The sequence below is a fragment of the Chromobacterium sinusclupearum genome, assembly GCF_002902845.1.
GTDB classification, from domain to species: domain Bacteria; phylum Pseudomonadota; class Gammaproteobacteria; order Burkholderiales; family Chromobacteriaceae; genus Chromobacterium; species Chromobacterium sinusclupearum.
This window is the reverse complement of the sequence record NZ_PPTF01000070.1, coordinates 1-11349: the sequence shown is the minus strand read 5'-3', so window position 1 is coordinate 11349 and position 11349 is coordinate 1. Positions and strand designations below refer to the sequence as shown.

Genomic DNA, 11349 nt, shown 5'->3' with positions numbered 1-11349 from the left:
AACGGCTGATCGCCGAGGCCAGGGAAAGCGGCGGCGGCGACGAGCCGGCCAAGAAGCGCCGCCGTCGCCGCAGCGGCAGCCGCCGGCGCAGCGAGGGCGCCAGCGAGGGGAGCCCTGAGTGACGCTGGCCTATGTCGCTCTGGGCAGCAACCTGGAGCAGCCGGACCAGCAGGTGAGGGCCGCGCTCGCGGCCCTTGGCCATTTGCCCGGCAGCGCGTTGCTGCGCCACTCTTCTCTGTACCGCACCGCGCCGGTCGGCTACGCCGACCAACCCGATTTCATCAATGCCGTGGCGGCGCTGGATACCCAGCTGTCTGCGGCGGATTTGCTGGAAGCGCTGTTCGCCATCGAACAGCGCTTCGGCCGCCAGCGCAGCTTTCGCAATGCGCCCAGGGTGCTAGATCTTGACCTGTTGTATTACCATGGCATGGTTTGCGCCGATGAAGCCCTGACGCTGCCGCATCCGCGCATGCGCGACCGCGCCTTCGTGATGGTGCCTTTGGCCGAGATCGCTCCCGGCGAGATTCTGCCCGGCGTGGGCGACGTTTCCGCGCTGGCCGCCGCGCTGAGCGGCGATGGCATCGAAAAGCTGGACGAGGCCGGCTGAACCCGCTCAAGAACAGGAAAAACATGAGTCAACTGCGATATGTGGTGGTGGAGGGGCCGATAGGCTCGGGCAAGTCCTCGCTGGCCAAGCGGCTGTCCGCCTACTGGGGCGTGCAACTGAAGGCGGAAGATCCTGCCGCCAATCCGTTTCTGCCGCGTTTCTACCGCAATATGCCGGCGCATGCGCTGTCCACCCAACTGAGCTTCCTGACGCAGCGCGCCGACATCGCGCGCGACATGTTGCAGGGCGAACTGATGGCCGCGCCGCTGGTGTCGGACTTCCTGTTCGAGAAGGACGATCTGTTCGCGCGGATGAATCTGGACGAGCATGAGCTGGCGCTATATCGCCGCCTGGCCAGGCTGGCGCTGCCGGAATATCCGGTGCCGGATCTGGTGATTTATCTGCAGGCGTCCGAGGAGACGCTGCTGCAGCGCGTGGCGGCGCGCGCCATCGACTACGAGGTGAACTTCCCCGAGGGCTACCTCAAGCGCGTCCACGCCGGTTATAACGAATTTTTCCATCAGTACGAGGCCGCGCCGCTGCTGATCGTCAACACCGATCATTTGAATCTGGTGGACGGCGACGAGGACTTCGAGTTATTGATCCGCTGCATTGCAGAAATGCGCGGCCAGCGCAGTTATTTCAACAAGAGCGTCTGACCGGGTTCGTCCCGCGCGGCGCCGCGATGGAACACGAGGAAGTCGAGAAATGAAAATAACCGTCAATACCTTGCACAAGCTGGCGGCTGAAGGCCAGAAAATCACCATGCTGACCTGCTACGACGCCAGCTTCGCCAGCTTGCTGGACGAGGCCGGCGTGGAAATCCTGCTGGTTGGCGACTCGCTGGGCCCGGTGATGCAGGGCATCGATTCCACGCTGCCGGTCAGCGAGGACGAGATGGCCTATCACATCCGCTGCGTGGCGCGCGGCGCCAAGAACGCGCTGATCCTGGGCGACATGACTTTCGGCGCCTATCAGCAAAGTCCGCAGCAAGCCTTCGCCCACGCGGCGCGCCTGCTGCAGGCCGGCGCGCATATGGTGAAGTTGGAGGGCGGCGCTTACATGGCCGAAACCACCCGCTTCCTGGTGGAGCGCGGCGTGCCGGTGTGCTCGCATATCGGCCTGACCCCGCAGTTCGTCAACGCCTTCGGCGGCTACCGCGTGCAGGGGCGCGGCGATGATGGCCAACGTGTCCTCAACGACGCCAAGGCGCTGGCCGAGGCCGGCGCCAGCCTGATCGTGATGGAGTGCGTACCGGCTGCGCTGGCCAAGGAAATCACCGAAACCGTCAATGTGCCGACCATCGGCATCGGCGCCGGCGTGGATACGTCGGGCCAGGTGCTGGTGCTGCACGACATGCTGGGCGTGTATCCGGGCAAGAAGGCGAAGTTCGTCAAGAACTTCATGGAGGAGGCGGGCAGCATCCAGGGCGCTGTCCAGGCCTATATCAAGGCGGTGAAGGACAAGACCTTCCCGTCCGCTGAGCATACCTACTGAGCCCGGGAGACAATAAGCGATGGAAATCATCCGTAGCGTGGCCGACATGCGCGCCTGGCGCAAACAGGCCGGCAAGCTGGCGTTTGTGCCCACCATGGGCAATCTGCACGAAGGGCATTTGAAACTGGTCAAGGCCGCGCGCGAGCAAGCCGACAAAGTCGTGGTCAGCATCTTCGTCAACCGGCTGCAGTTCGGCCAGGGCGAAGACTTCGACGCGTATCCGCGCACCTTTGAATCCGATTGCGAAAAACTGCGCGCCGCCGGCGTGGACGCGCTGTTCTTCCCGGACGAGCGCGAACTGTATCCGCGCGTCAAGCAGGATTTCAACGTGGAGCCGCCGCATATCCAGAACGAGCTGTGCGGCGCTTTCCGCCCGGGGCACTTCCGCGGCGTGGCCACGGTGGTGACCAAGCTGTTCAATATCGTGCAGCCGGACGTTGCCTGTTTCGGCAAGAAGGACTACCAGCAGCTGCATGTGATCCAGGCCATGGTGGACGATCTGAACTCGCCGATCGCCATCGTGCCGGTCGATACCGGCCGCGCCGACGACGGCCTGGCCTTGTCCTCGCGCAACGGCTATCTGTCCGCCGACGAGCGCGCCGAAGCGCCGCGTCTGTATCGCAATCTGTGCGCCATCCGCGACGGATTGCTCGCCGGCAGCCATGACTACGCCGCGCTGGAAAAGACTGCCCGCGACGATCTGAGCGCCGCCGGCTGGGTAGTGGATTATGTGGAAGTGCGCCAGGCCGACACGCTGGAAATCGCCCATGCTGGCGAGAAGCGCCTGGTGGTGTTGGCCGCCGCGCGCCTGGGCAAGACCCGTCTGATCGACAATATCGAAGTGTTCCGTTAAATCCGGAACAAGAAAGAAAGCTGTCATGCAACGCAATATGCTCAAGTCCAAGCTTCATCGGGTGACCACCACGCATGCCGAGCTGCATTACATCGGCTCCTGCGCCATTGATGAGAACCTGCTGGAAGCGGCGGACATTCTCGAATACGAAGAAGTGCAGATCTGGAACGTCACCAACGGCGAGCGTTTCGCCACCTACGCGATCAAGGCGGAGCGCGGCTCCGGCGTGATCTCGGTTAATGGCTCGGCCGCTCGCCGCGCCGCGCCGGGCGATCTGCTGATCATCGCCTCCTTCGCGCAATACGAAGACGCCGAGCTGAAAAACCATTCGCCTAAGCTGGTGTTTGTCGACGGCAATAACCAGCTCACTGAAATTAAAGGCGCGACGCCGACGCAGCCGGCTTAAATACGCAGCCGTTTATATCGAATACATGCCGCCCAATGGGCGGCATTTTTTTTGATATAGCTTCGCCGATCACGGGAATCGGCAGTAATTGTCAGTCAATCGCACAGTATGATTTGGTATTTTTCACGATTTAACCTTTTGGTAATGCAAAATTCATTTTGTATTATATTTCAAACGCTTGAACGAGAATAAAATGCCGACGGCGCTTTATGCCGCATAATAAAGAAAGGCACTGTGATGACGATGAAGCATCTTGCGCTGGCAGCGATTGCGCTGACAGCATTGGCTGGCTGTTCCAGCACGCCCAACAATCAGCCGGCAGAGGGCAGCAAGGTCGATGTGACTTTGCTGGAAACGACTGATATTCATCAGAATTTGCTCAGCTATGATTATTACAAGCTGGCCGCGAATCCCTCATTTGGCCTGGAGCGCGCGGCCACGCTGATTCAACAGGCACGTGCCCAATATCCAAATAACCTGCTGCTGGACGACGGCGACCTGATTCAAGGCACCGCGCTGGGCGATTATCAGGCAGTGGTCAATCCGGTGAAGTGCGCCAGCACGCTGGCCGTGCATAAGGTGATGAATTACCTGAAGTACGATGCCGGCACCATCGGCAACCATGAATTCAATTACGGCCTGCCATTTTTGTCTCAGGTAACCAATACCGATTTTCGCATGGCCGATATCGGCAAGCCTGCCGGATGCGGCGCCCCGTCTTATCCGCAAGTGCTGGCGAATGTGAATAATCTGGCAGACGGCAAGCCGATTTTCCAGCCGTATACGTTGTTGAAACGGACCTTTACCGGCACGGCGCCGGATGGTTCCAGCATCCAGGTGCCGTTGAATATCGGCGTGATCGGCTTCACGCCGCCCACCATCATGGATTGGGACAAGAAGAACCTGCAGGGCAAGGTCATTACCGCTGGCTTGTTGGAAACCGCCAATACCTACATCCCGAAAATGCGCCAGCAAGGGGCCGATCTGGTGGTGGCGCTGTCGCACGGCGGCCTAGACCCGTCCAGCTACAGCCCGGCCATGGAAAACGGCAGCTGGCACTTGACCAAGACCGGCATCGACGCGCTGCTGATCGGCCACTCGCACGACATCTTCCCCAATCCCGGTTCCGCCAGCTCACAGTTCAACAATATGCAGGGCGTGGACAATACCAAGGGCCTGGTCAACGGCGTGCCCACCGTGATGGGCGGCAACTGGGGCAATCGTCTGGGCTTGATCCACCTGACGCTGAAGTTCACCGGCGGCAAATGGGTGGTGCAAAACGACAAGAGCGCGGTGGAAACCCGTTCGATCAAGAATGCCGATGGAACATATGTGCCGGCCGATCCGAATGTGGGACAACTGGTCGCCGCCGAGCATCAAGGCACCATCAATTATGTGAAGACGCCGGTCGGCAGCACCGATTTCGAAATGAATACCTACTTCGCCCTGCTGGGGGATGTCAGCGCGATTCAAGTCGTCAACATGGCGCAGCAAGATTATGTGACCAAGTACATCAAGACCAACCTGCCGCAATACGCCTCGCTGCCGGTGTTGTCGGTGTCGGCGCCGTTCAAGGCCGGACGCAATGGCTCTAGCGACTTTACCGATGTGAAGCAGGGATCGATCGCCATCAATAACGCGGCCGATCTGTATCTGTATCCGAACACGGTGCAGGCGGTGAAAGTGACGGGCGCAGACTTGAAGAACTGGCTGGAGCGATCAGCGCAGATGTTCAACACCATCGATCCGACGGCGGCTGCCACACAGGACCTGATCAACCCCAACTACCAGGTATTCAACTTTGACGTCATGTACGGCGTGCAGTATCAGATCGACGTCACCAAGCCGGCGGGCAGCCGCATCGTCGGGCTGAGCTATAACGGCGCGCCGGTCGATCCTGCCCAGCAGTTCGTGGTGGCCACCAACAACTACCGCGCCAGCGGCGGCGGCAATTTCCCCGGCATTGACGGCACCAAGACCATCATCCAGGCGCCGGATGCCAACCGCGATGTGTTGATCGCCTACATCAAGGCCAACGGCAACCTGACGCGCGCCCAGTATGGATCGACGCAGCCGTGGAGCTTCGTCAAGGTCAGCACGGCGGCGCCGGTGCGTTTCAAGAGCATCGCGGGCCAACTGCCGCTGGCGCAACTGGCCGGTCTGAAAGGCTTGAGCGGCGGCAGCGATAACGGTGACGGCACCGGCGATTATCTGCTGGACCTGAGCAAGTAAGCAGGGAGGGGGGGGGCGGCTTGCGCCGTCCCCGTCACGCATATGCAGAAAATCATATGGATCGCGCTGGCGGGGTTCGGCCTGGCGCTGTGCGGGTGCGCCGGACGCCCTGGCCAGGCGGAGCTGGACGCGGCCAAGCAGCAGGCGATATACGCCAGCGACGGCGCCGCCTGGACCCGGCTCAACGATTGGGCAAGCCAGCATGACCCGGCTGCGGCGCGCAGTCTGGCCGAGGCGTATGCCGCGAGCGGCACGCCGCAAGCCTGGTCTCAGGCGGCGCCGTGGTTTCAGCGCGCCGCGGAGTGGGGCGATGGCTTGGCGGCGTTCCGGCTGGCTAAACTGTACGCCAAAGGCTTGGGCGTGAAGCCTAGCCGCGCCCTGTCCAATCATTGGCTGCACGTCGCGGCGGAAAGGCAGCAGGCGGGCGCCGCCTGCGTTCTGGGGCTGCGCGCCAAGGATGCGGGCGACATGATGGCGGCGAAGCAATGGTTCGAGCAGGCCGCCGCCCACGGCAGCGCCGAGGCGATGTTCCAGCTCGGCATCGCCTATCAGGAGGGGATAGGTGTCCAGGCCGACGCCAAGCGGGCGCTAGACTGGTACGAGCGCTCCGCCAAGCTGGAAATGCCCGCCGCGCTGCAAACCCTGGCCATGGCCTATCAGGCTGGCGATCTGGGTTTGCCGCGCGACGAAATCAAGGCTTCGGAGATGTTCAACCTGGCTGCGCATGCCATACATGACTTTGAGTCTGAGGTTTTTTGACGAAAATGTGACGCGTCTAGGCTGCAATGCGCCGTCCCGGCAGTTGGGCGGCGCAATTTTTTTGCACTTGCAGCATGGCTGCGGCATAGTGAAAGTGTAAGGTTCTCTTATCGATCCTTTTCCGCCGGCGCCGGCTGGAGAGACCGATAGGCTCTAGGCCGGCCGCTGGCCGGCGCAATCGAAACGGATGAGCGCGGGAAGAGGGAGGCGACATGGTGGTGGGATTGACCGGAGGCTGTTTGTGCGGTGCGGTCAGATACCGATTACGCGGCATGCCCTACCATGTGACGCATTGCCATTGCCGCAGCTGCCGCCGCGCCAGCGGCGCCGCCTTTGTCACCTGGTTCACGGTGCGGGTGCACGAACTGGAGTGGCGCGGCGAAAAACCGGTGCAATACCATTCCTCCGCGGCGGTGTCGCGCGGCTTCTGCCCGCACTGCGGCTCCACGCTGACTTATTTTCACGAGTCCGATCCGGAAGAGATCGACGTCACTGCCGCGTCGCTGGACAGCCCGGAGGCCCTGGTGCCGGAGCATCATACCTGGTGGGAGCAGCGGGTGGAGTGGGGCACCGCCAGCGCGCAGAGCTCCTTGCCGGTGCATCAGCGCAGCGGCGGCTAGCCTGTAGTCAGCTCCCGCGCGCAGACGATCACGCCGTCCTCGTCGGCGTACAGCCACTCGCCTGGATGTAGTTCGCAGCCTGCCACGCGTATCGGTAGATCCTTCTGACCGCTTTCCAGCTTCACTGATTTGCGCGGGTGCGTCGCCAACGCCTTCACCCCCAGCGGCAGTTTGCCCAGCGCCGCGCTGTCGCGGACGCAGCCGTCTATCACCAGTCCGGCCCAGCCATTTTTCACCGCCAGCTCCCCCAGCTGGTCTCCCAGCAGCGCACAGCGGCGAGAGCCGCCGCCATCGACCACCAGCACTTTGCCGCGCCCATCTTCGCCCAGCGTGGCGCGCACCAGGCTGTTGTCCTCGAACAGCTTCAAAGTGACGATCCGGCCGTGGAAACGGGCATGGCCGCCGTATGAGTGGAAAATAGGGTCCAAAACACGAACTTCATTTTCGAAAGCGTCGCAAAGATCGGTAGTGGCAAGGTTCATCAGAGTCTCCGAGGTGTGGAATGCTGTATGGCGTCTAATGGGCAGCGACTGCGACGCCATCATATATGTGGGAGCCTTGAGCCGCCGTGGAGTGGGTGAGTGAAGCTCCTATTCCGATGGCGAGGCCGGCGATAAGGGCGACCAAGCCCGCTGTTTTCCAGCCGTCTACCTCGCTAAGCTGGATTTCATTGATGGACTGCCAGGGCAGGCGCATGTTTTGATTGCCGTCTTCAAGCTTACCTTCTAGGCCTTGTTGATCGACACCGCTTAAGCTGAGCAAATATTGCTTGCCATCGTTAGTTTTGACGCTGACCTTGTCGCCGGCCTTGAGTTGTTTTTGTTGTGGCGTTGCCAAGCTGGATAGGGCTTGCTGATTGTCCGCGATGACACGCATGGACGTGCAGCCGGTGAAGCATAGGCTGCTGGCTACGATCAGGCTGGCGGCGAGAGTTTTTTTCATTTTCGAAGTCTCCTAAATTTTGTTTGATTTGTTATTTAATAATCCAAAATGGGCTGAAAATGATTTTGTCATTTTGGGTAAATAAAAAAACCGGCGTTGTAGCCGGTTTTTGTATCCGTTTGTGACGGTTTAGTGGAACTGTTCTTCTTCGGTGGAGCCGGTCAGCGCGGTGACGCTGGAGGCGCCGCCCTGGATCACGGTGGTCACGTCGTCGAAGTAGCCGGTGCCCACTTCCTGCTGGTGGGACACGAAGGTGTAGCCGCGGTCGCGCGCGGCGAACTCCGGCTCCTGCACTTTTTCCACATAGGCCGACATGCCGCGGGCGACGTAGTCCTGCGCCAGATCGTACATGTTGAACCACATGCTGTGGATGCCGGCCAGGGTGATGAACTGGTACTTGTAGCCCATCGCGCCCAGCTCGCGCTGGAATTTGGCGATGGTGGCGTCGTCCAGGTTCTTTCTCCAGTTGAAGGACGGCGAGCAGTTGTAGGCCAGCAGTTTGCCCGGATGCTTGGCATGGACGGCTTCTGCAAACTTGCGGGCGAACTCCAGGTCCGGCGTGCCGGTCTCGCACCACACCAAGTCGGCGTAGTCGGCATAGGCCACCGCGCGGCTGATGGCTTGCTCCAGACCCTTCTTGGTCTTGTAGAAGCCTTCGGCGGTGCGCTCGCCGGTCAGGAACGGCTCGTCGTTGGGATCGACGTCGCTGGTCAAGAGGTCGGCCGCTTCGGCGTCGGTGCGGGCGATCACCAGGGTGGGCACGCCGTAGACGTCGGCCGCCAGGCGGGCGGCGATCAGCTTCTGGATGGCTTCCTGCGTCGGCACCAGCACCTTGCCGCCCATGTGGCCGCATTTCTTCACCGAGGCCAATTGGTCCTCGAAGTGCACGCCGGCGGCGCCGGCGCGGATCATGGACTTCATCAGCTCATAGGCGTTCAGCACGCCGCCGAAACCGGCTTCCGCATCGGCGACGATGGGGGCGAAGTAGTCGACATAGCCCTTGTCGCCTTTTTCCAGGCCCTTGGCATGTTGGATTTCGTCGGCGCGGGTGAAGGCATTGTTGATGCGTTCCACCACCTTGGGCACGGAGTCCACCGGATACAGCGACTGGTCCGGATACATGGCCGAGTATTCGTTGTTGTCGGCGGCCACTTGCCAGCCGGACAGATAGATGGCTTTGACGCCGGCCTTCACCTGCTGCATCGCCTGGCCGCCGGTCAGCGCGCCCAGACAGTTGATGTAGGGCTCGGTGTTGACCAGTTTCCACAGCTTTTCCGCGCCGTGGCGGGCCAGCGTGTGTTCCACTTGCAGCGAGCCGCGCAGGCGCTCGACGTCGGCGGCGGTATAACCACGCTTGATGCCCTTCCAGCGCGGGTTTTCGTCCCAGTCTTTTTGGATGGCTGCAATGCGTTGTTCGCGAGTCGTCATGTTAGAACCCTTCTCGATACGTTTCTCTGCTTGCCGGGCGGGCCCGGCATCCTCAAATAGCGTTTAAGCGCATCCGGTGTTCCGGATTTTTGTCAAACCAGGCCGGATCGGCATGATTTTCTGGTCCGCGCGCGGTGGCGATTTTGCGCCGTCCGCAACGGTTTCTTCCTTGGTGTGGGGCCATTATAAGCACAAAAAAAATCACTTGTGTGCGGTGCAGCACAGATAAAATTCTTGTGTTTTCATAAGCTAACAAGCCATTCACAAAAACGAATCTTCATAGGTCAGAAATGTTGCCAATGCGAAAAATCGGCAGTTGAAATTTGCGTATCTTCGTTTTCCATCTTCGCGATCAGATGCGTCGACTAGGGCTTGAAATCGCTGCAAAAGGCCCTACCTTGGGTCTGGACATCAATTTAGCCGGTGCAATTCCAAGGAAACGTCATGCAAGAAAATCAGAATCCGGCGGCAGAAGCCGTAGAAAACGAAGTGACCGCTGCAGCGCATGAGGCGCATACCGAGCTGGAGCAGACCCCCGAGCAGCACATTGCCGGGCTGGAGGCGGAAATCGCAGAACTGAACGACAGCCTGCTGCGCGCCCGCGCCGAGCTGGAAAACCAGCGCCGCCGCGCGCAGGACGAAGTGGCTGCTGCGCATAAATATGCAATCAGCAAATTCGCCGCCGAGCTGGTGACGGTCAAGGATTATCTGGAAATGGCGCTGCTGGACCAGAGCGGCCAGATCGACACCTTGAAGATGGGCGTGGACATGACGCTGAAGCAGCTGGTGTCGGCCTTCGACAAGGCTCAGATCAAGGACATCGCGCCCAAGGTGGGCGACAAGCTGGACCCGCACCAACATCAGGCCATGAGCGCGGAAGAGTCCGACGCCGAGCCGAACACCGTGCTGCGCGTGATGCAGAAGGGCTATCTGCTGGCTGACCGCGTGCTGCGCCCGGCCATGGTGGTGGTGGCCAAGGCCAAAGCATAAAAAAAGGCGCATGCCGGCCTCTTGAAAAGATCGGCATAGCCAATATTTATTGAGACAACAGGTTCCGGCTATCGCGAGTGACGCAGCCGAAGCCGAAACGGATCGAAGAAAGGAATTGAATCATGGGTAAAATCATTGGTATCGACCTGGGCACCACCAACTCCTGCGTAGCAGTGATCGAGGGCGGCAACCCGAAGGTGATCGAGAACGCCGAAGGCAACCGCACCACCCCGTCCATCATCGCTTACGTGGAAGACGGCGAGATCCTGGTGGGCGCGCCGGCCAAGCGCCAGGCGGTCACCAATCCGAAGAACACCATCTACGCCGCCAAGCGTCTGATCGGCCGTCGCTTCGAAGACAAGGAAGTGCAGAAAGACATCGATCTGATGCCTTTCGAAATCATGAAGGCCAAGAACGGCGACGCCTGGGTCAAGGTGCGCGACCAGGAACTGGCGCCGCCGCAAATCTCCGCCGAAGTGCTGCGCAAGATGAAGAAGGCCGCTGAAGACTACCTGGGCGAAGAAGTGACCGAAGCCGTGATCACCGTGCCGGCCTATTTCAACGACAGCCAGCGCCAGGCTACCAAGGACGCCGGCCGCATCGCCGGCCTGGAAGTGAAGCGCATCATCAACGAGCCGACCGCGGCCGCGCTGGCCTTTGGCCTGGCCAAGCAGGAAGGCGACCGCAAGATTGCCGTGTACGACCTGGGCGGCGGCACCTTCGACATCTCCATCATTGAAATCGCCGACGTAGACGGCGAGCACCAGTTCGAAGTGCTGTCCACTAACGGCGACACCTTCCTGGGCGGCGAAGACTTCGACCAGCGCTTGATCGACTACATCGTGACCGAGTTCAAGAAGGAGCAAGGCGTCGACCTGAAGCAGGACGTGATGGCGCTGCAACGCCTGAAGGAAGCGGCGGAAAAGGCCAAGATCGAGCTGTCCTCGGCCACCCAGACCGAAGTGAACCTGCCGTACATCACCATGGACGCCACCGGTCCGAAGCACCTGGCCAT

At 60.7% G+C, this 11349-nt stretch carries 13 protein-coding genes; 10 read left to right on the top strand and 3 right to left on the bottom strand.

Annotated elements, in window-relative coordinates; all coding sequences use genetic code 11:
* Nucleotides 1–118: 118 nt before the first annotated feature.
* From folK to C2134_RS15395, 8 genes are all read left to right on the top strand, one after another.
* Complete coding sequence (gene folK / locus C2134_RS15430; protein ID WP_103321038.1) at nucleotides 119–607, top strand: 2-amino-4-hydroxy-6-hydroxymethyldihydropteridine diphosphokinase; 489 nt, start codon at nucleotides 119–121, stop codon at nucleotides 605–607.
* 23 nt (nucleotides 608–630) lie between these two features.
* Complete coding sequence (locus C2134_RS15425; protein ID WP_103321037.1) at nucleotides 631–1266, top strand: deoxynucleoside kinase; 636 nt, start codon at nucleotides 631–633, stop codon at nucleotides 1264–1266.
* A 49-nt stretch (nucleotides 1267–1315) separates the two neighbouring features.
* Entirely contained in the window at nucleotides 1316–2104 is a 789-nt protein-coding gene (gene panB / locus C2134_RS15420) for a 3-methyl-2-oxobutanoate hydroxymethyltransferase (protein ID WP_103321036.1), read from the top strand.
* A 19-nt stretch (nucleotides 2105–2123) separates the two neighbouring features.
* Nucleotides 2124–2957 (top strand): pantoate--beta-alanine ligase, encoded by an 834-nt coding sequence (panC, locus tag C2134_RS15415; RefSeq protein ID WP_103321035.1) that lies wholly within the window; start codon nucleotides 2124–2126, stop codon nucleotides 2955–2957.
* Between the two features lie 25 nt (nucleotides 2958–2982).
* The gene (panD, locus tag C2134_RS15410; RefSeq protein WP_071109377.1) at nucleotides 2983–3363 is read left to right on the top strand and encodes an aspartate 1-decarboxylase; all 381 of its coding nucleotides are present in this window, start codon (nucleotides 2983–2985) and stop codon (nucleotides 3361–3363) included.
* Nucleotides 3364–3600: 237 nt separating this feature from the next.
* A complete protein-coding gene (locus tag C2134_RS15405; protein ID WP_103321034.1) occupies nucleotides 3601–5595 on the top strand; it encodes a bifunctional 2',3'-cyclic-nucleotide 2'-phosphodiesterase/3'-nucleotidase in 1995 nt (664 codons plus the stop codon).
* Between the two features lie 42 nt (nucleotides 5596–5637).
* Nucleotides 5638–6354, top strand: coding sequence for a tetratricopeptide repeat protein (locus C2134_RS15400; RefSeq protein ID WP_103321033.1), 717 nt, complete (start codon nucleotides 5638–5640; stop codon nucleotides 6352–6354).
* A gap of 212 nt (nucleotides 6355–6566) precedes the next feature.
* Entirely contained in the window at nucleotides 6567–6974 is a 408-nt protein-coding gene (locus C2134_RS15395; RefSeq protein ID WP_439646998.1) for a GFA family protein, read from the top strand.
* Here C2134_RS15395 and rraA read toward each other — a convergent pair.
* From rraA to aceA, 3 genes are all read right to left on the bottom strand, one after another.
* On the bottom strand, nucleotides 6971–7456 hold the full coding sequence (gene rraA, locus C2134_RS15390; protein WP_103321032.1) for a ribonuclease E activity regulator RraA: 486 nt from the start codon (nucleotides 7454–7456) through the stop codon (nucleotides 6971–6973). The two genes, C2134_RS15395 and rraA, sit on opposite strands and share 4 nt — an antisense overlap.
* A gap of 34 nt (nucleotides 7457–7490) precedes the next feature.
* Entirely contained in the window at nucleotides 7491–7916 is a 426-nt protein-coding gene (locus tag C2134_RS15385; protein WP_103321031.1) for a hypothetical protein, read from the bottom strand.
* 129 nt (nucleotides 7917–8045) lie between these two features.
* Nucleotides 8046–9344: an isocitrate lyase gene (gene aceA, locus C2134_RS15380; protein ID WP_103321030.1), complete on the bottom strand. Its 1299-nt coding sequence runs from the start codon at nucleotides 9342–9344 to the stop codon at nucleotides 8046–8048.
* Between the two features lie 444 nt (nucleotides 9345–9788).
* Between aceA and grpE the strand changes: the two genes are divergently transcribed.
* Both grpE and C2134_RS15370 read left to right on the top strand, forming a co-directional pair.
* Complete coding sequence (grpE, locus tag C2134_RS15375; RefSeq protein WP_103321029.1) at nucleotides 9789–10334, top strand: nucleotide exchange factor GrpE; 546 nt, start codon at nucleotides 9789–9791, stop codon at nucleotides 10332–10334.
* Nucleotides 10335–10456: 122 nt separating this feature from the next.
* The coding region (locus C2134_RS15370) for an Hsp70 family protein (RefSeq protein WP_158248782.1) at nucleotides 10457–11349 on the top strand (893 nt) is incomplete at its 3' end.